At 69.3% G+C, this 18,134-nt stretch carries 19 protein-coding genes and 1 pseudogene; 14 read left to right on the forward strand and 6 right to left on the reverse strand.

Translation table 11 applies throughout. The features are described from left to right. From ABD466_RS26695 to ABD466_RS26710, 4 genes are all read left to right on the forward strand, one after another. Nucleotides 1-481, forward strand: a 481-nt coding sequence (locus tag ABD466_RS26695) for a lanthionine synthetase LanC family protein (protein WP_344659927.1), incomplete at its 5' end; no start/stop codon positions are given. A gap of 109 nt (nt 482-590) precedes the next feature. Beyond that, nucleotides 591-1,034, forward strand: coding sequence for an XRE family transcriptional regulator (locus ABD466_RS26700; RefSeq protein ID WP_344659928.1), 444 nt, complete (start codon nt 591-593; stop codon nt 1,032-1,034). A gap of 46 nt (nt 1,035-1,080) precedes the next feature. Further along, entirely contained in the window at nt 1,081-1,635 is a 555-nt protein-coding gene (locus ABD466_RS26705) for a ParH-like protein (protein WP_344659929.1), read from the forward strand. Continuing rightward, the gene (locus tag ABD466_RS26710; protein ID WP_344659930.1) at nt 1,635-2,906 is read left to right on the forward strand and encodes an MAB_1171c family putative transporter; all 1,272 of its coding nucleotides are present in this window, start codon (nt 1,635-1,637) and stop codon (nt 2,904-2,906) included. Before ABD466_RS26705 ends, ABD466_RS26710 begins: the two co-directional genes overlap by 1 nt. A 450-nt stretch (nt 2,907-3,356) precedes the next feature. On the opposite strand, the gene ABD466_RS26715 is transcribed toward ABD466_RS26710, so the two are convergent. The 3 genes from ABD466_RS26715 to ABD466_RS26725 form a co-directional block, all read right to left on the reverse strand. Next, entirely contained in the window at nt 3,357-6,101 is a 2,745-nt protein-coding gene (locus ABD466_RS26715) for a DUF8189 domain-containing protein (RefSeq protein ID WP_344659931.1), read from the reverse strand. 339 nt (nt 6,102-6,440) lie between these two features. Continuing rightward, nucleotides 6,441-6,671 (reverse strand): hypothetical protein, encoded by a 231-nt coding sequence (locus tag ABD466_RS26720; protein ID WP_344659932.1) that lies wholly within the window; start codon nt 6,669-6,671, stop codon nt 6,441-6,443. A gap of 54 nt (nt 6,672-6,725) precedes the next feature. After that, nucleotides 6,726-7,043, reverse strand: coding sequence for a hypothetical protein (locus ABD466_RS26725; RefSeq protein ID WP_344659933.1), 318 nt, complete (start codon nt 7,041-7,043; stop codon nt 6,726-6,728). 113 nt (nt 7,044-7,156) lie between these two features. Here ABD466_RS26725 and ABD466_RS26730 point away from each other — a divergent pair, with 113 nt between their 5' ends. The 8 genes and pseudogenes from ABD466_RS26730 to abc-f all read left to right on the forward strand — a co-directional run bounded on the left by ABD466_RS26730 (nt 7,157) and on the right by abc-f (nt 12,894). Beyond that, complete coding sequence (locus ABD466_RS26730) at nt 7,157-8,215, forward strand: LuxR C-terminal-related transcriptional regulator (protein WP_344659934.1); 1,059 nt, start codon at nt 7,157-7,159, stop codon at nt 8,213-8,215. A gap of 190 nt (nt 8,216-8,405) precedes the next feature. Next, entirely contained in the window at nt 8,406-8,591 is a 186-nt protein-coding gene (locus tag ABD466_RS26735) for an alcohol dehydrogenase catalytic domain-containing protein (protein ID WP_344660003.1), read from the forward strand. Next, nucleotides 8,542-8,991: an Imm32 family immunity protein gene (locus tag ABD466_RS26740; protein WP_344659935.1), complete on the forward strand. Its 450-nt coding sequence runs from the start codon at nt 8,542-8,544 to the stop codon at nt 8,989-8,991. Before ABD466_RS26735 ends, ABD466_RS26740 begins: the two co-directional genes overlap by 50 nt. Nucleotides 8,992-9,053: 62 nt before the next feature. Further along, nucleotides 9,054-9,753: pseudogene (locus ABD466_RS44485) on the forward strand (transposase); the annotation flags it as partial. Then, on the forward strand, nt 9,733-10,113 hold the full coding sequence (locus ABD466_RS44490; protein WP_425558748.1) for a zinc-binding dehydrogenase: 381 nt from the start codon (nt 9,733-9,735) through the stop codon (nt 10,111-10,113). The pseudogene ABD466_RS44485 and the gene ABD466_RS44490, both read left to right, overlap by 21 nt. 43 nt (nt 10,114-10,156) lie before the next feature. After that, nucleotides 10,157-10,708 (forward strand): flavoprotein, encoded by a 552-nt coding sequence (locus ABD466_RS26755; protein WP_344659938.1) that lies wholly within the window; start codon nt 10,157-10,159, stop codon nt 10,706-10,708. Between the two features lie 52 nt (nt 10,709-10,760). Beyond that, entirely contained in the window at nt 10,761-10,925 is a 165-nt protein-coding gene (locus ABD466_RS26760; RefSeq protein WP_344659939.1) for a hypothetical protein, read from the forward strand. A 235-nt stretch (nt 10,926-11,160) separates the two neighbouring features. Continuing rightward, complete coding sequence (gene abc-f, locus ABD466_RS26765) at nt 11,161-12,894, forward strand: ribosomal protection-like ABC-F family protein (protein ID WP_344659940.1); 1,734 nt, start codon at nt 11,161-11,163, stop codon at nt 12,892-12,894. Nucleotides 12,895-12,914: 20 nt separating this feature from the next. Here the strand turns inward: abc-f and ABD466_RS26770 are convergent, their stop codons facing one another. Further along, a complete protein-coding gene (locus ABD466_RS26770; protein ID WP_344659941.1) occupies nt 12,915-14,048 on the reverse strand; it encodes an alpha/beta hydrolase in 1,134 nt (377 codons plus the stop codon). A gap of 168 nt (nt 14,049-14,216) precedes the next feature. Between ABD466_RS26770 and ABD466_RS26775 the strand changes: the two genes are divergently transcribed. Next, nucleotides 14,217-15,047, forward strand: coding sequence for a helix-turn-helix domain-containing protein (locus tag ABD466_RS26775; protein WP_344659942.1), 831 nt, complete (start codon nt 14,217-14,219; stop codon nt 15,045-15,047). Between the two features lie 34 nt (nt 15,048-15,081). Here ABD466_RS26775 and ABD466_RS26780 read toward each other — a convergent pair whose 3' ends face one another. Next, complete coding sequence (locus ABD466_RS26780; protein ID WP_344659943.1) at nt 15,082-15,951, reverse strand: LLM class flavin-dependent oxidoreductase; 870 nt, start codon at nt 15,949-15,951, stop codon at nt 15,082-15,084. Next, entirely contained in the window at nt 15,948-17,705 is a 1,758-nt protein-coding gene (locus tag ABD466_RS26785; protein ID WP_344659944.1) for a condensation domain-containing protein, read from the reverse strand. The genes ABD466_RS26780 and ABD466_RS26785 overlap by 4 nt, the downstream gene beginning before the upstream one ends. Before the next feature lie 98 nt (nt 17,706-17,803). Here ABD466_RS26785 and ABD466_RS26790 point away from each other — a divergent pair, with 98 nt between their 5' ends. Further along, the gene (locus ABD466_RS26790; RefSeq protein WP_344659945.1) at nt 17,804-18,133 is read left to right on the forward strand and encodes a hypothetical protein; all 330 of its coding nucleotides are present in this window, start codon (nt 17,804-17,806) and stop codon (nt 18,131-18,133) included. Nucleotide 18,134: the final 1 nt, after the last annotated feature.

The following is an 18,134-nucleotide window of genomic DNA, read 5'->3' on the forward strand; positions in this document are numbered from 1 at the left end:
CGACCCGCCCGCGCCCACCCACCCGGACCTGTTCAACGACAGCTGGTGCCACGGCCTGGCCAGCCGCGCCGCCGCGGGCGCCCTGGACGCCGCGGACCTGACGATCTGGCTGGCCCGCCTGGCCAGCAGCCCGCCGCTCACCGACCTGACCGTCTGCCACGGCGAGTTCGGCGTGCTCGAAGCGCTGGCGATCCTGGCCTACGGCGGCTCCGGCAGCTCCGGGACCTCCGGCAGCTCAGGCAACTCCCAGGCGCGCGCCACGCTCGAACGCCGCGTCGCACGCCTCCCCGACCCGGTCGCCAGCGGCGCCGCCTTCAACGGCACGCCCGGCGCGGTGCCGACGCCCGGCTTCCTGCACGGTCTGGCCGGGGTCGGCTACGGACTGCTGCGCGTCAGCTTCCCGGAGGCCGTGCCGTCCGTATTAACTCTCGAACCATCAGCATTAAAGGCACAAATACCGGCAAGCGAAGCAAGTCCCTGACCGACCAATAGCGGGCCGCGCCGATACCGGACCGCTCTCATATGGGAAACTACTGGTGACGGATGCGGGCAGTCTGCGACGCCCGACGGTGTGTGGAGGGAGGCACGCGGTGACGGAGGAATCATCCGCATCGGCGCGCCCGGCCCTCGCCGAGCGGATCGACACCCTGTTCCGGGTCGTGCGGCGCCCCGACGGCGAGCCTTACAGCAATGAGGACGTGGCCCGCGCGTGCCGGGAGGCCACGGGCGAGACCTTCTCGGCGACCTACCTGTGGCAGCTGCGGACCGGGCGCCGGGCCAACCCGACGCTCCGGCACGTCGAGGCCCTGGCCCGCTTCTTCGAGGTCCCGGCCACCTACTTCTTCGATGACGAACAGGCCGCAGCCATCACCCGCGACCTGGAACTGCTCGGCGCCCTCCGCGATGCCGGCGTCCGCAGCGTGGCCCTGCGCGCGGTGAATCTGTCCCCGGAGTCGATCGACACCATCAGCGATATGATCGACGTCCTCGCCCGGCGCGAGGGCAAGTCGAACACCGCGAGGGGCGGACCGTAACCGTCAGCAGTCGCCGAACGGTCCGGCGGGGAAGTTGGGGGGTCCCATGCGTATCGCACCAGGCCGGCGCACACTGCTGCGGCGCTGCCGGGACACCGTCGAGCGCCTGGACCTACCCCAACCCTTCACCGCCGAGGCGTTCGTCGCCCGCCTCGCCGCCGACCGCGGCCGCCCGATCGAGCTGGTCCCGGTCAGCTCCCGCCCCCGCGTCCCCTGCGGCCTCCTGGTGACCATGGAGCACACGGACGTGATCGTGTACTTCGCCGACACCGCGGCCCTGCACCGCGAGCACATCATCCTTCACGAGGCCGCCCACCTCCTGTGCGGCCACGACCAGGCAGCCCCCATGCAGACGGGCTCAGCGAGCGGCCTGTTCCCAACCCTGCCCTCCAGCCTGGTGCAGCGAGTCCTGGGCCGCACCGCCTACAACGCGCCACAAGAGCGCGAAGCAGAGCTCCTGGCATCCCTGATCCGCTGCAAGGCCGCGGCCCAGGCCTCCTCCGCAGCGCGCGCAGTGGCCGACGCGGCGTCAACACCGGACCCGAACGCAGGCGACGACACCACGCGCGTCGGCGTCCTGTTCGGCGTCGGCCGCTCCTGATGGCGCTGGCTTCGGACCTGGGAGCGTATGCGGGTACGGCGGTGCTGTTGGGCTTCGTCGGGTACCGGTTCAGCTCGGGCCGAAGGACGGCCCCGGACCCGTTCCGCTGGGTGGTCTACGGCTTCGGGCTCTTCGAGGCCTGCTCACTGGTGATTCTCGCGCCCGCGAGCCTGCGACTGCTGACGGACGTGGGGGTCGGCGAGGCGGGCGTGGTGGGCCTGGGCGACTCGCTGCGAACGGCGGCGGTGAGCTGCCTGGTCGGGGTGGCCTCCGCACTCCAGCCGGTGAGCGGGGATGCTCCGGCCACCTCGGCGACTTCCCTGAACGACTCGACTCAGTCAGCTCACTCATCCCCGTCACCCCGGTCTTGGCTGGTCCCCGCGATCGTGGTGCAGCTGGTGATGGGCGCCCTGTTCGCCTTGGCCCGCCCGGAGGCCACGGCCGACGGGACACTGAGCGTCGACATGCCAGGCCGCTGGGCACTGGTCGCGCGCTCCTTCCTGTTCGTCGGCTACACCCTGTTCTGCCTCGCAGTTCTAGCCGCCGCCCTCCTCCCCCAAGCACGCCACGGCCACTCCCGCCAACTACGGATCGGCGTCCAACTCGTGGTGGCGGCGATCGCACTCGGCGGCGTCTGGACCATGTGGACGCTGGACGACATCCTGAGCGTGGCCCGCCACGGCTTCCAGGGCGGCAGCGACGACTCGATCTCCAACCTGTTCGGCGTGAGCTGCGCGATCCTCCTCCTCGCCGGCGCCACGGTCCGCGGCTGGGGCAGAGCGCTGACAGCCCCACGCCGCTGGTGGCGCGCGTACCGGCGCTACCGGGCGCTCGGCCCACTGTGGTCGGCTCTCCACCGCGCCCTCCCCGAAATCGCCCTCGCCCCCGACGACCGCCCCCGTCCCGGTGCGGCAGCAGACATCGAGTTCCTCGCCTACCGCCGCGCCATCGAGATCCACGACGCACGCCTGGCGCTGCGCCAGCACCGGCAGCCGCACTTCACGGAGTGGCTCGCAGCGGCCGGAGTCGACGTGCACGGCCACTCGACAGCGGAGCTGGAGGCGGCAGCACTGGCGGTCGCGGTGGAGAACCTCCGCCACGATCGCCAGTTCGAGCCGACGACCAGCGACCCGGTCACCGACCAGGCACCGGGGACGGACGCGGGCGCTGAGTCGAGGTGGCTGGTAGAGGTCGCGCGGGCGTTTCAGCGGTCGCCGCTGGTGCGGCTCGCGGCGGAGCGGGCGCGGGAGACGGGGGGTGCTACGGGCTAGTGAGCTGATTGGGAGGTTGGCGTGGCCACGGCCAGATGGCGGCGGTTTCGGTGGTCCGTGACGTGGCCCTGATTTCGCGATGTGCTGCGGGTCTGGGTGATCCGGCAAGCCGCACCTTATGAGAACTTCGAGGTCTCCACCGACCCGCCACTCGACGACAAAGTGCGGGACGTCACGGACCTGCGTCCTGGGCCCCGCCGACGAGCACGGCTGTGCTCTGCGCCGACGAGAGATCCAAATGCAGGCCCTGACCCGCTAAACACGGTCATCGATGATCCTTGGTGCCCCTGAACGTCGTTCGCACAACTACCGCTGGCACGGGAACGTGGATCGGCCACTGCTGCTCAAGAATCTTGAGATGAGCTCACAAAGCTCCAAGTAGCACACGGGCCCGGCTCCAACGGGTCCACCGCTGGAGCCGGGCCTGATCACCTGGCTGGGCTACTCGGCCTAGAAGTTCGTCGCCATCGCACCGCCGAGGGACTGTGCCGGCACACTGCCCCAAGTGCCGCCGGGGTTCCACCAGGTGTGCCACATACCGGGGGTGGAGCCGGTGGCCTTCCAGAACACGTCGATGGTGCCGTTCGGCTGAGCGGCCGCGAAGGGAGTCCCGCCGATCGTTCCGATGTTCGGAATCGCGGTCGGGTTGGCCCAAGGGTTCCCGGCCAGATCGAAGACGTGCCAGAGCGTACCGTTGCCACCCTGCCAGAACACGTCGACGGTGCCGGGGGCCGACGACACGGGCACCGGGTCCGAGCCCAGGTCGCCAGCCGCGTCGGCGCTCGGAGTGAGGTCATCCGGCTGAGTCGACCAGCTCCCGTGGTAGGCGGCGTGCCACAGATGAGCGATGGCGTCGCCGCCCTTCCAGAACACGTCGACCGTTCCGTCGATCTGGCCGACGGCCTTCGGCGCGCCGCCGAGCGTCCCCATGTTCGGAATGGCGTTCGGGCTGGCCCAGGGCCTGCCGGCCAGGTCGAAGACGTGCCACAGCGTACCGTTGCCGCCCTTCCAGAACACGTCGACGGTACCTGGAGCCGTCACGACCGGCGCGGGGTCCGAGGCCAGGTCGCTGGTCGCGTCGACGTTCGGGGTGAGATCATCCGGGCTGGAGGCCCAGTTCCCGTCATACGACGTGTGCCACAGGTGCGCTACGGCGTCGGCGCCCTTCCAGAACACGTCGATCCTGCCCGTCGTGTCGGCGACCGCGAAGGGCGCGCCACCCAGCGTCCCCATACCGGGGATGATCTGGGGCTGGCTCCAACTCGCGGTGGGTGGGTAGTAGAAGACATGCCACAGGTTCCCGTCGACGCCCTTCCAGAAGGCGTCCACGACGCCTGCGCTGGAGGTCACGGTCGACACCTGCGACGCCATCCCTGAGCCCGCCGGCCCCATGCTTGCCGGGACCGTCCATTGTCCGCCCGGCAGGAAGAACGTGTGGTTCGGAGTACCGTCTGCTCCGGCGAACAGCACATCGACCGTCCCGTTGGACTGTGCGGCCGCCGGTGACGAACTGTGAGACCGGTTGTTGTCGATGATGACGCTCTTCGCCGTCGACAGGGTTGAGGAACCAGCGCCGTTACGTGCGACTGCGGTGATCGCATGCGGCCCATCGGTGACGTTGACGGTGTTCCAGTTCAGCGTTCCGCCCGACGGCGAGTTTCCGATGTTCGCTCCGTCTACGAAGTAGGTGATCTGGGTCGCGCCACTTGAGGTTGCGGACAAGTCCACGGTTCCGAAGCTGCGCCCCGAAGGTACCGTGAGCTGAGGCGGAGCGGGGATCGGGTTGTTGTTGACGGTGAATGCGCTCTGCCGGGATATTCCCGTGGGATGACCGCTCAGCGGCGCCGTCGCGTAAGCCCTGTAAGTACCGTTCGGCAGATTGAGAGTGTTAACAGAGTACGAATACGGCGCTCCGCCGAAGATCTCGGGCGAGACGGTGTCGTACCCAGTACTCTGGTTGACGATGTGATAGTAGACGCCGTCTACGGCCATGCTTGGATTCGCCGTGAGGGTCACGGTACCAGTGACGTTCTGCTGACCGTCAGTGACCCCACCGAGGGTGACGCCGGGAGTTGCCGGGGGCGGACCGCTGGTCCCCGTGTTGTTGGGGTCGTGCAGCCAGTTGACGTCGGTGCCGCCCCAGTCATTCTCGCTGTGCACCTTCCAACCTGTGACCTTCATCGTACCGACACCGGTATCGTCCCAGTTGTTCTGCAGGACGGTGATGACGCCGTTGCCGGAGGAGTCGACGTTACTGCCGATGACGACGGCGGTGTGACCGGCATAGTTGGAGTGGTTCATGCTGACCACATCGCCGGCGACGGGCACCACTCCAGCCACGGCGTTGTTCGCGATTTTCTTCATCTTGGTGCCCGGATAATGGTCGACGACCGTGTTGCCCATCGATCCATAGCCACCGCTGGTGTACCCGGCGAGGTAGAGGTAGCGCTGGGAGAGCTCAACGCACTCCCACTCGTACTCGCCGAAGCCGCCTATGGAGACCGTGGGTTCGCCGTCGTGGACGTTGGCTCTGTCGCTACGCGTCGGTCCGCATGCGACCAGGCCGCGGAAGCTGGGAACGACGCCGTGGCTGTTGTGCAGCGCGAAGTTCGGGTACTTGCTGGTGCTGTTGCCGGAGTCGCAAGGCCCCGAGCCCTTCCACCAACTCGGCCTCGGCAGTGCCGGGAGGCTGGAGGTCTCGCCGGAAGTAGTGCCGTTTCCAGACACCGCCATGCTCATGGCGTTGCCGACGGCATAGGTCTGGTTCGGCGACGTGACGGCGCCGGTTCCGGCACCGGTGCCGATCGAGGTGGCGACATCCACGTTCGGGGAGGTGACGGTGAGGTCGGTAGCGAACGCAGCGGTGTCGGCGGTGTGGTCCTGCATATCCTTGACGATCCACAGACGCCCACCGGCCTCCACGACCCACTGCACCATGTCGACTTGGCGCGGGGTAATGCCGTCTGCTGGGATCGTGGGCTGGATCAGGGTGCCGGCAACCTGCTGACCGAACAGGTTCGCGACCGGTCCGGTGCCGACGGTGGCGCCCTGGGAGGCCCAGTCGGCGGAGAGGGTCTGCTGCCACGTCTCGGCCTGCCCCGTCGCGGCGTCGCCCAGTGCGGGGTCCTCGTCGGCATCGCCATAACCGAAGGGCACCCCGACGATCGAGAAGCGCGCGAAGGTCGGAGCGTTCACGGTCGCGTCGGCACCCTGCAGCGCGTCCCCTGGCTGCGATGCGGTAAGCGAGGCAGAGGGGAAGTCTTTGGTGGCGATGGTCAACTGAACGTTGTCGACCGTGACCTGCTGGGGCGAAGGCGTTGCGTCGGCTGCGGCCGTCGCGGCTGTCAGCAGAACCGTCGGCGCGGTGAGCACAGTAGCGCACAGACTGACGGCCAAGGGTACGCACGTGGCCCGCCAGAGGCGTCGAAGCCGTTGCGTCCGAGTATTCACAAGCACTCCTTCGAAACTGATTCGATGAGATTTGTTTCAGAGCACGAACAGATATGCCTGCATCCAGCCGAGAGGCATTGGGACCTACGCCTCGTAGCCCTCGTCAGGCGCCGTAAGGGTCCATTCCGGTAAGAGTGCGAGAATGTTCTGGACCGGACTTGCACCATTCGAGGATTCCGGCGGTGCGGCCCCTGCGAGGAAGACCGCCAGATCGATGCGGCACCGTCCGGCTCGGGCATGCACATGCTGGATACCGAGGTCGGCGGCCGCACGGGCCCAGATCCGGTCTTCGACCTGTTCGGCGTCACCCTGCACGGGAGCCGGTGTACTTAGGCTGGTCAAGGCCAGGTGGACCATGTACATGGCCGATCAGTCCCAACCGAAGCCGTCAGCTACCGCGGCAACCGGCGCGGCGGCCAAGGTGGTGGTGGGCGCGGAACCGTCCCAGCCGAATCCCGCGGGCGACGCCGCGACAACGGTCGCGGCGGTGGGCGCCGGGGAGTCCCAGCCGAAACCTGCCATCAACGTCGTCGGCGCCGAGATCGTCGCGGCCGAGACGATGGCGAGCCCGGCGGCGGCGGTGAAGAAACCGATTTTCGACATGGCGGTACCCACATTCGTGTCCAGGGAGATCGGGAGTGGTACCGGATGCTTCAGGCTTTTCGTTTCCGGCGTTTCCCGCTGCACTATGAATGCTGCCGGGCGTCCGGGCCGGGGGGAATGGCGTGGCCGTGGCACGAACACGCCCGGCAGGATCACGCCACTGGCTGGTCACGACCGCCAAGTGTGTTGCGCCGAAGATGACCACGCTGGCATCGTGTGCATCGAACGGGTGCGCGATCATCCGCGGGCTTGAACGGGGTGGGACATTGGTACTGAGCGTGCTTGGCCTGTCGTCGACGGCAGAGGCCGTCTACACCGCGATGCTCGCGGACAGCAGTGCCGACCTCGAGGCGCTGATCACCGCGACCGAACAGGACGAACGAGCTGTCCGGGCTGGACTGGACGAGTTGGCAGAGTTGGCGTTCGTCCGCCCGTCCCGGGACCTTCCCGGCGCCTTCCGCGCGATCAAACCAGAGGTCGCCCTGGACCTTATGATGCGCCGCCAAGAGGCCGAACTGGCCCGCAAGACCCAGGAGTTGGCAGCGAAGAAGGCGGCCGCAGCCGCGGCGGTCGCCGAATACGGCCGCGCGTCGTCCGGGAGCCCTGACAGCGGCACCGAGCGCTTGATCGGCCTCGACGCGATCGGAGCCAAGCTCGAGATACTCGCCAAAGAAGCACAGAGCGAGTGCTTATCTGTGATGCCCGGCGGAGCTCAGTCCGCAGCCAGCCTGGAGGACTCACGGCCGCTCGATCTCGCTGCCTTGGAACGCGGCCTGGACGTTCAGACCCTATATCAGGACAGCGTGCGCAATGACGCCCCCACCTACGACTACGCGCGGTGGCTGACCGACCTGGGTGGGCAGGTGCGCACCGCACCGCTGCTGCCTCCACGCATGATCATCGTCGATCGACAGACTGTGCTGGTCCCCATCGACCCCGCGAACACCAAAGCCGGGGCACTGTGCACGAGCGAGCAGGCAATCGTCGCCTCGTTACTCGCGGTCTATGAGCAGGCCTGGGCCTCGGCGGTGCCTCTCGCCGCGGACCGGGCGCGCGATGTGGACAGCGGCCTGTCCGCCTCGGAACGAGAGATTCTGCTTCTCCTCGCCCAAGGCATGACCGACGAGGCCGCAGCAAAGCGGCTCGGCCTCGGCCTCCGCACCGTCAGTCGCCAGATGGCCGGTCTCATGGAGCGGCTGGACGCCAGTAGCCGCTTTGAGGCCGGTCTGAAAGCCGCCCAGCGGGGTTGGCTGTAGCCCTGCGCCTCTATTTCGGAACCACCCGGCCAGCCCTACCTGGCCAGAAGAGGACTTCAGAGCCCTTACTTTGGTGGCGACGAAATGAAAGCTGTCCTGCAACGCCGCTACGGCACGACCGACGTCCTCTCACTCCAAGACATGGACCGACCACGCCCCAAGGCCGACGAGGTCGTGGTACGTGCCGCCGGTGCCGGGACGGGATCTGGCGGGGTGGGTCGAGGAGGTCGGCGCGGAGGTCGACGGGTTCAAGGTGGGAGACGCCGTCCTCGGGTCCGGAGTCGGCACCTTCGCTGAGTTCGCACGCGTAGACGAGTTGCTCCGAAGTGCTTCGTATCATCGTGTCGTTACCGCTGACCGTGGGGTTCGATATTGAAGGAGTGCTGCACATGCGACTGGCTTCTGGCCCCGAGTACAGCGAAGTTGATCTCACCGCCTCGACGGAAGAGCTGAATGCCTTGGCCGACGCGGTGGAAATGGGCGTGGGATTGCTCAGCTCGACGCCCTCTCCCGATAGCCACGATCTGGCAGGTGTCGAGGTCAGGGCGTCCTCCGGTCCTGGGGTGCTTCTTCGTCTAGACTCCGAGCGGCAGATCCTCATGATCAGCGGTGACGTCGCGAGCCGCACTGTGTTCGCGGAAAATCTTCGTGACATGGCGTCGACTGAGGATGGCGGCCACCTCCACATCGACTACTTCCCCAGGCACTTCTACCTTGCTGAAGGATCTCTGCCGCTGGTGGTCAACAGTCCGCACGGAGGCATGCCAACCTGCTGAGCGGCTCGACGAGTTGTCCAAAGCAGCCCGGGCATGAGGTGAGGGTCTCCATGATCTGACTTGTGGAGAAAAACCCGGAGACCCTCGTTACGGCACTGTACGTGAAGATCGACGATGAGTACGGAGGTATCAAGTGCTTCGGCCGTCCGCCCAAGCTCAGCGCCTCCGAACTACTGTGCCTGGCCGTGGCTCAAGCGCTGCTCGGCCACCGCTCGGAATGCCGGTGGATGCGGTACGCGCGCAAGCACCCGACCGGGCTGTTCCCGTACCTGCCGACCCGCTCGGCGCTGCCGCTGGTCAAGCGGATCATCCGGGACCTGGCCCGGGACAGCGACTTCTGGTTCGACAACCACTGGATCGTGGACTCCACCCCGGTGCCGTGCGCCATGTCCCGGCCCAGCGTGAAACGCTCCAACCTGGCCGGATGGGCCTCCTACGGCTACTTGCGCATCACATTCCCGGTAACTCTGGGGGCTGCGCCTGTACCTGGTCTGCACCCCGACCGGCATGCCGATCCTGTGGGCGCTGGCCAACGCCAAGATGGGCGAGCGGGAGGTCCTGGCGGCAATGCTGGAGGTCGACGCCGACCTGATCGCCGAACGCGGAACGATCCTGCTGATCGCCGACAAGGGCTTCGCCGGCGCAGCATTCGAGAACAACCTGGCCGCGCTCGGTATCACGCTGCTACGCCCGTCGCGCAAGCGCGAGACCAAGCGGTTCGGCGAGCCGATGCTCAAGAAGGTGCGCCAGCTCGTCGAGTCGGCGTGGCCCACGTCATCCACTACGTCCAGCAGGACGTCCCGGGCCCCGACCAGACCCGCCCGTTACAACGTCATTCTCGACATAGCCGGCAACCGCCCGTTGTCCCACCTCCGCAAAGCCCTCACGCACCACGGCACGCTCGTCATACGCGCCGTCTCGACCTCGCCCTTCGTCAGTCAGAAGCTGCGCAACCTCCTCGCGCTGACCCGCGCTGCCGATCTGGCCGCGCTCACCGAGCTCATCGAACCCGGCGAGCTCAGGCCGATGATCGACCGCGCTCATCCGCTACCGACGGGCACCTCGATCCGCCGTCTGCGCGAGGGGCATCCGTGCGGAGGGATCGTGGTGACCGCGCCCTGAACGCGAGTGGCGCAGCGCGAGCCGACCCGCTAGATCTCTTCGCGTGACCGACACCCACGCGCCAGTCCTCTACATCATCGTCTGCGCAGCCGGCCCCGCCGATCGCGTGACCGTCCTCATTGAAGCCGCCCGAGTCCGGGGCTGGGACACCTACGTCATCCCGACCCCCACCGCCGAAGACTTCCTCGACCTCACCGCCGTCGAGAATGCCTGCGGTCATCCTGTCCGCTCTCGCTGGCGTAATCCTGCCGAAGGCGGTTCGCTTCCTACTCCCGACGCGATCATCGTCGCGCCCGCCTCCTACAACACCGTCAACAAGTGGGCCGCGGGCGCCGCCGACTGCTACGCCCTCGGGCTGCTCGCCGAGTTCGGCGGCGCCGGTGTCCCGATCGCGCTGTTGCCGAACGTCAACAGCGCCTTCGCCGCCAACCGGGTCTATCAGCGCTCGCTGGACGAGCTGCGCGCCGCCGGGGTCCACGTCCTGGTCGGGCCCGGCATGATCGAGCCGCATCCGCCGCGGACCGACAACGCGGACCGATTCCCGTGGCACCTGGCGTTGAAGGCGCTCGACCCCATCCTCGACGCCGAGCGCTGACAGCGGCCGGCCGACCTGATCGGCATCGGCAGCCACACCGTCCGGGCCGTGGATGAAGGCCGCCGGCGGCAAGGGCACCAGGCCGATCGAGACCTGGAGGGCTGACTTCCTGGCTTCGCTGGGCATCAGCCGCGACAACGAGCGCCCCCGGGTGCTGCTTCCCGACCTGTTCTCGGCCGCGCGGGAGCGGGTGCTCGCGGGCGATCTGCCGACCTGACGGTCCGCCGAGCTGACAGCGTCCGCGACACGCCGCACTTGCGCGCCGCGGTTGAAAGTCCGTTTGCGCCACCGGTCGGGTTCCGTATGATCGGTGGCGCGAGGACCGATTCCGCGGTCCGGATCGAAGCAGGTATTGATGCTGAGCAAGGGTTCGCCGAGCTAGGAAGTCGCTTCCTCCTCGGCACTTCGCTGACCACTGGCCGTTTTTCCGGCGCATGGCGAAGGAGCCCTTTATGCCTGCCGCATTCCTCAAAGTCGAGAATCTTTCCAAGTCCTACGACGCCGAGCCGCTGTTCCGCGACGTCGCGTTCGTCGTCGGCGCCGGGGACCGGATCGGCCTGGTCGGGCCGAACGGCGTCGGCAAGTCCACGCTGCTCCGCTGTCTGACCGGGCAGGAGTCCCCCAGTTCCGGCCGGGTGACGTCGGCCCCGCACGCCGAGCTCGGGTTCTTCGCCCAGCAGGTGCCGGATCCGGACGCGCTCGTCGGCGACTTCCTGGCCGAGGGGCTCGGCGAGGTCCACGAGCTCGGCCGGCGCATGGAGGCCCTGGCCTCCCGGCTGGCCGACGGCACCGACAGCCCGGACAGCCCCGACAGGCCGGCCAGAAGCCGCGACAGGCCCGATAGACCCGATAGACCCGACAGGACCGACGACCCCGGCGGCACCGACGAACTGCTCGCCGAATACGGCGAGGTCCAGGACCGCTGGACCGCGCTGCAGGGCTGGCTCGCCGAGAGCCGCCTGGCCGAGGTCCGCGACCGCCTGGACATCGCGCACCTGCCCGCCGACACGCCGCTGGCGCGGGTCAGCGGCGGAGAGCAGGCACGGCTGATGCTCGGCCGGCTGCTGCTGCGCCGCCCGGACATCCTGGTGCTGGACGAGCCGACCAACCACCTCGACGCCGCCGGCGTGGAATGGCTCGCCTCCTACCTGGCCGACTTCTCCGGCGGGATCCTGATGGTCACCCACGACCGGGCGTTCCTGGACCGGGTCGCGACCCGGATCTTCGAACTCGACGGCGTCGACACCGAGCTCCAGACCTACGAGGGCGGATACACCGCCTACCGCGCGGAGAAGGCGCGCCGCTGGGCGAGCCTGCTGCTCGACTACGAGGCGCAGGAGAAGTACCGGCGGCGCCTGGAGGCGGACATCGAGGATACGAAGTCGCACTCGCTGAGCACGGAGCTGGCCACCCGGAACGACCACTGGCGGCGCATCGCGAAGAAGGTGGCCAAGAAGGCCAAGGCCCGCGAGAAGCGTCTGGAGCGGCAGATCCAGTCGATGACGTGGATCGCCGAGCCGCAGACCCGGCCGGCGCTGGCGCTGGCGTTCCCCGACAAGGCGACGTCCGACGACGTCGTGCTCGCGGCGAAGGCGGTCAGCGCGGCGTTCGGTGGGCGCCCGGTCCTGGACCGGGTGGACGTCGAGGTGCGCGGCGGCGACTGGATCCTGGTGTCCGGCCGGAACGGAGCCGGGAAGACGACGCTGCTGCGGATCCTCGCCGGGCAGACGGAGCCGGACGAGGGCAGCGTGCTGGCGTCCCCGGGCTCGACCGTGGCCGTGCTGCCGCAGACCCACGATCTGCTGCGCACGGCCCAGACCGTGTTCGCGTACTTCCGCTCCCAGGTCCCGGTCTATCCCGAGGACGCCGAACAGCTGCTCGGCGCCTACCTGTTCGGCCCCGACGACTGGTCGACGCCGCTGCGCGACCTGAGCGCGGGAGAGCTCAGGCGGTTGCTGCTGGCGGTGATCGTCAACAGCCCGGCGCGCGTGCTGCTGCTCGACGAACCGACGAACTACCTGGACTTCGACTCGCTCGACGTCGTCGAGCAGGCGCTGCGCGAGTTCACCGGCACGGTCCTGATGGTCACGCACGACGCCTACTTCGCCGAGCGTGTCGGGTACGGCCGCGTCTGGGAGGTGCGGGACGGGTCCGTCGTCGAACACGGGGACGGCGCCGTGCGTTGACGGCGCCGTCCCCGTCACCGTCAGACCGCGCCGAGCGCCTGCTGCATCCGCGGCATCAGGTCGTCCATGTCGTGCAGCCAGCACATCCCGTTGTGCCCGCCGTAGCAGTCGGCCCACGCGGTGCCGGTGCCGTCGCCGTAGTCCACGTAGTGCGACGGGACCCCGGCGGCGTCGAGCGCCGCCTTGAAGTGCTGCGCCGAGCTGTGGACCCACCACTCCAGGAAGCGGTTGGCCCACGGCGTCGGGTCGCTGACCGGCGGCACCGCGCCGCCGCCGCCGTTGCCGACGTAGACCGAGACCCCGATGCCGTTCAGGTTCGCGGCGTGGGTTCCGGGGCTGGCGTCGTTCCAGAGGACGTCGCTGTAGGGGTAGTTGATCGAGATCGGATACGGCGTGCCGAACAGGTCGTCGCTGCCCACCGTCGGGCTCGGCGCGAAGCTGACCGGGACGTTGGTCAGGGAGGCCACCGCGGCCTCGCGCAGGTCCATCGAGTCCCGGGTCAGGTCCAGGTCCCCGGACATGCTGGCGACCTGCGAGAAGAGGTCGGGGTGGCGCTCGGCGTAGCGGATGGCGCCGAAGCCGCCCATGGAGATGCCGGCGATGCCGCGGTGCGCCTTGTCCGCGCGGGTGCGCAGGTTGGCGTCGATGAACGGGATCACCTGGTCGATGTGGAAGTTCTCCCAGTTCTGCGCCCCGGCGGCGCTGTTCTGGTTGAGCCAGTTCGCGTACCAGCCGCGCGGGCCGCCGTCCGGCATCACGAAGATCATGCCGGAGGTGCTGTTGATCTGCGGGAAGCCCCAGTAGTCCGCCGGATCCGCGCCGGGGCTGGAGCCGTTCAGCAGGTACAGGACCGGATACCGCTTGTCCGGGTTGCTGTAGTAGTCGGAAGGCAGCACGATCCGGATGTGGTGGCCGCCGTTGTCCAGCTCCGGCTGCCCGGCGACCTGGGGCGTGGACACGGTGATGACGAAGTCGAAGGCGGTGTTGGTGCGGGTGTACTGGGCCTCGGTCGGGATCTGGGTCAGGCCGTAGCCGTCGGTCAGCGGCGGCGGGCCGGCGTCGGCGCGCGCGGCGGCCGGCGCGGCGACCGAACCGGCGACGGCGCCGACGGCCAGCGTCAGCGCCGCGACGGAGACGGCGAGGGTCCGTTTCACGAGGTGGCTCCTAAGTTCTCTGTCTTGCGGGGACGTCCGCCATCTCATAGCAAAGGGCTGCGATAGTCGAGGAAGGTGACCGGCCTCATGTGCGCCGTGGCGCACATGAGCCACCACCCGCACTAGGCTCTTGGACATCGTGTTCGACGGCGCATAGTGGGGGGCCAAGTGCCGGACGTGTTCGACTCCCGGCTCGATCGCGGGCAGATCTACCGCGCCTTGGAGGACGCGCTGCGCCGCAACGCGGACAGCGTCGACGCGCTGCGCGACACCGGCGAGGAGCTGGACCGGCTGTTCCGGGCGGCCCGGCGGGCGGACGCCGCGTTCCTCGGACGCGGCGACGGCGCCGCGTCGCGCTGGCCCGCCTACCCGGCGGTCGAGGCCGTCGACGGCATCGCCGCCGGCCAGGAGGCGGTCGAGCGGATGCAGCGCGCCGCCCGCCGCGAACTGCGGATCATCGACATGCCGCCCTACCACGGCACCGCCGAGAACTACGCGGCGCAGGAGGTGTTGCAGGCCGCGCGGATGGCCGAGGGCATCGCCTACCGCGTGGTCTACTCCCGGGCGGCGTGCGACGACCCGGTCGCCGGACCGAATCTGGTGCGCATGGTGGAGCGCGGCGAGCAGGCCCGCACGCTGGCCGACCCGCCGATGAAGCTGGTCCTCGCAGACGACGACCTGGCCGCCGTGCCGCTGCCGGCCGACGCGACGGTGCTGCTGGTCCGGCCCTCGGCCCTGCTGGACGCGCTGATCCACCTGTTCGAGGCCCTGTGGCGGCTGGCGGTGCCGGTCTCGTCCGACGCCGACGCGCCGCTGGACGAGCGCGACCGGCTCATCCTCACGCTGCTGGCCACCGGCGCCACGGACGACGCGATCGCACGGCGGGTCGGCGTGAACCGGCGGACGGTGGTGCGGCGGGTGTCGGCGCTGCAGGGCAGGCTGGGGGCCACGACGCGGTTCCAGGCGGGGTTGCAGGCGGGGCGGCGCGGGTGGTTGTGAGGGGCGGGTGGCATCAGCGCTCATCGCCCCGCAGCTAAGCCCTCAGCGCCCCGACAACCGCAGCAAGCTGCTCCACCGGCTCGTCCCCATACACACGGAGCACCACGGTCGACGCGCCCGCGCCCGCCAGAGCTCGAACCTGCTCGGCGGCGCTTTCCGCCGAACCGGTGACGGCGAACACCTCGTCACCGTCGCGCCCCAGCCAACCGCCCTGCTCGGCGACCGCCTCGGCCAGAGCCGCCCGCCCCTTCTCATCAGCACCGAGGTGGCAGAACACGAACACCGCCACATCGTGCTCAGGCCCTGCGCCGCCCCGCTCGGCGGCCGCGCGAGCCACCTCCACGTCCTTGGGCCCGTGCCCCTCGGCGATCACCGTCCCCTGCGCACAGCGGCCGGCCAGCTCCAGGGTCTTCGTGCGCACAGCAGCGGCGAACAGCGGCGGAACGACCTCCGGCGGATGGACCAGCCGCACGTCCTCCAAGCGCACCTCCCGGCCCGCCATCGTCACGCTCTCCCCGCGAAGCAGCGCGCCGACCACGGTGAGCGTCTCCTCCAACAGCGCCATCGACGAACGCGGCTTCGCGCCGATCTGCTCCAGCCACGCGGCGACGCCGTGGCCGAGCCCCGGGACGAAACGGCCGGGGAACACGCGGGCGAGCGTGGCGACCTCCATCGCGAACAGCGCAGGGTTCCGGTAGGGCGCCGGAGCGATGCCGAGCCCGACCCGCAGACGATCGGTGGCGCCCAGCGCGACGGCGGCGGCGGTGAGCCCGCCGTTCCAGCCGAGGTCCTCCACGACCCACAGATCGTCGGCGCCGACGGCCTCGACCCGCCTGGCGAACTCCGGCAGGCCTGCCGGGTCCCAGGCGCGGTCGTACATGATGCCCAAGCGCGTGTTCGTCATGCGCGGGAGACTACCCCGGTCTCAAGCCCGGGCCGCAACGCGGCGTTGACCGCCACCTCCTCGATCCCATGAGCCAGCCGCTCGATCTGGCCAGGAGCCAGGGCGCGGGTGTCGGCTTCGAGGGAGAGCAGAACCGCGTCCGGACCTGCGTCATCAATGTGTATGAACATCCGCTCGACAGGATCGTTGCGCTCGCCGGACCACCGGAACCCCGACCTGGCACGAGCCTCGGCGTAGTCGTCGGCAGTCCACGCCGGGATCGTTTCCGGCACAGCTGGAGCCCGGCGGTCGTTGATGAAAGACGCGATGTCGAGCACGACACCCCGCTCCCGCCCGACGGCCCGCGCCAACTCGTCGAGCTGCTCGGGGTCGTAGTAGCCGTGCTTGAGCGCGTTCATGGACGCCGGGCCGGTGCGCTCGATCACGTCCTCGACCGTGCCGCCGGACACGTCGAGGAGCACGATCCCGGCCTGGGAGGCATGGCACACCACGTCGGCGAGCTGACGCCGGAACCGGTTGCCGATCACCGGCCGCATCAGCACCGGATTCACCCCGGTGACCCGGGCCAGCGCGATCCCGTACACGGCCACCATCACCCGTGCCGGGTCGGCGCCTGTCCGGTCGACGAGCGTCGCCAGTGCCATCCGAAGCGCCGACGACTCGAACTCGGCACTCCACCACGGCGGCCGCCGCGGGTCCTCCGACGGCGGGAACGTCGGCACCGGCATGCTGCGCAGGATCTCGCCGAAGTGGCGCATGGCGCGGTCGGTGTGCTTGCGCCCCGCCGGCGAGTTCTGCCACTCGGCGAGCTGCAACGGCTGCAGCCCGGCCGGCGGCTCGGTGGCCCGGACCGCGACGTCGCGGATCATGATCTCCGCTCCCCCGCCGTCCAGCGCCAGGTGGTGCATGACGACGACCATCCGCGTCGCCGCGCCGCCCTGGCGCACCACGGCCATCCGCACCGGCCACTCGGTGCGCAGGTCGTAGGGAGCACGCTGGTAGTGGGCGTCGACGGCGGCGGCCAGTTGGTCGGCGACGTCGTCACCGTCGGGGGCGTCGAAGACCTCCAGCTCGGTCCAGCCGTCGGCCGCCAGCTCCTGTCGCGGCCGCGCCGAGGCGTCGAAGCGCAGGCGGGTCCTCATGGAGGGGAAGCGGCTGTGGAGGTAGGCGAGTTCATCGGCGACATCCTCGACGGTGGTGCCGGGATCCAGCCGCTTCCAGCCGCCCAACGGCAGCCAGTTGCCCTGCCGCGTCATGGCCTGCCAGATCTCCCGCTGGCCCCAGACGAGCTCGGCGCTCCCGGAGCCTTCCCCGGCGAACGCGACCCGGACCCGCTCATCGGGCACCGGCACCGGATCCGCGCCGGGCCCCAGGCCGGGCAGCCGCGCGCCGATCAGCTCGGCGAGATGCCACCGTGCGAGCGCGTCGCGGTCCTCGGCGACGCCGTAGGGGAAATCTCTGTCCACCCCGACCACGAAGACCCGGCGGATCGTCTCGGCTTCGGACGCGTCCAGCGCGGCGCGCACCCCCGGCTCGTAGTCGGCGATCGGGTCGGCGTCGGCGTGGAGCATCAGCAGGACGTCGGCCTGGACGCGCTCGCCCCGCCGAGCCGCGACCACGACGCAGTCGCGGACCTGCGGCAACGCCTCCCGGACGCGCTTCTCCGCATCCGCGGCCGGCAGGCGGTGGCGGTCTTCGAAGACACCCGGGTCGTCCCGGCCGACTCTGGGCTCTGATTCAGTGACTTCGGTCACAGAGGCGATCCTTCGGCGCGGGTGCCCCGGCGTCAAGAGCGGTCTCAGGGGACGGCCATGGTCGATGGGGAGAGCACAGCCACGGTTAGGGTCGCGGGATGGACATCGCAGACGTGATGAACTACATGGTCGAGCATTCCGCGCCCAACCTGCCCGCCGAGGCGATCTCCGACATCCTCGACAGGCTGTCGTGGTCCCTGGACGAGACGGAGGTCTTCGCGCTCGCCGCGGTCGCCCACGAGTGGCTCATCGGGCCGGACCCGCGGCGCGCCGAGATCTCCCTGGCCCGCACCGACGCGTTCCCCGCGGACAACCGCGACGATCTGGTGGCGCTGATGGCCCAGGTCGCGGCGCGGCATCCCGGACTCGAGCCGCTGGCGAGGCGGAAGATCGAACACTGGGATCAGCAGTTCAGCCGACGACAGTGAG

The sequence above is a fragment of the Catenulispora subtropica genome, assembly GCF_039531675.1.
In the GTDB taxonomy this organism is placed as follows: domain Bacteria; phylum Actinomycetota; class Actinomycetes; order Streptomycetales; family Catenulisporaceae; genus Catenulispora; species Catenulispora subtropica.